At 67.7% G+C, this 1,025-nt stretch carries 1 pseudogene; it reads right to left on the bottom strand.

The features are described 5' to 3' along the window. Positions 1 to 1,025, bottom strand: a pseudogene (locus tag HNE04_RS27815) (DUF4347 domain-containing protein); the annotation flags it as partial.

Raw genomic sequence — 1,025 nt, forward strand, 5'->3', positions numbered from 1 at the left:
TGATGCCCGTGCCGGTCAGGTCGCCCGTGCCCAGCACGTCGCCGGCGGTGAAGCCGGCACTGATTGTCACCGTGGCCGAAGCCATTTGCGTGTCGTCGACATCAGTCAGCGTGATCGCGCTGTCGATCGCTGCCGCCGCGCCATTCTCCGTGTACGCCAGCGTGCCGCCCAGGTCCGTCAGCACCGGCGCGTCGTTGACCGCCGTCACATTGATGGTTGAAGTGCCCGCCGCGCTCGTGGCAGCGCCCGCGCCGTCCGAGTTGGCATCGGTCACGGTCCATTGAATGGTGCGGCTGGCGCTGACGGCCGTCGGATCGTCCGAAGTGCTGTGGTAGGTCACTGACTCCAGCGCCGCCTCATAGGCCGCCGTGGTGGCCAGGCCTGTGAGCGTGAGCACGCCAGTGCTCGCGTTGTAGCCGCCGGTGATGGAGGCCGTGTTGGCAAAGCCCAGGACGTCGCCGGCGGTGAAGCCGGCACTGATCGTCACCGTGGCCGAGGCCATCTGCGTGTCGTCCGCGTCGGCCAGGGTGATCGTGTTGTCGATCACGCTGGCGGCGGCGTTTTCTATATAGGCCAGCGTGCCGCCCAGGTCCGTCAGCACCGGCGCGTCGTTGACCGCCGTCACATTGATGGTCGAGGTGCCCGCCGCACTCGTGGCAGCTCCCGCGCCGTCCGAGTTGGCGTCGGTCACAGTCCATTGAATGGTGCGGCTGGCGCTGACAGCCGTCGGATCGTCCGAAGTGCTGTGGTAGGTCACTGACTCCAAGGCCGCCTCGTAGGCCGCCGTGGTGGCCAGGCCTGTGAGCGTGAGTACGCCAGTGCTCGCGTTGTAGCTGCCGGTGATGGAGGCAGTGTTGGTGAAGCCCAGCACGTCGCCGGCGGTGAAGCCGGCGCTGATCGTCACCGTGGCCGAGACCATCTGCGTGTCGTCCGCGTCGGCCAGGGTGATCGTGCCGTCGATCACGCTGGCCGCAGCGTTTTCTGTATACGCCAGCGTGCCGCCCAGGTCCGTCAGCACCGGCGCG

Source organism: Caenimonas soli (genome assembly GCF_013155545.1).
Taxonomy (GTDB): Bacteria; Pseudomonadota; Gammaproteobacteria; order Burkholderiales; family Burkholderiaceae_C; genus Ramlibacter; species Ramlibacter soli.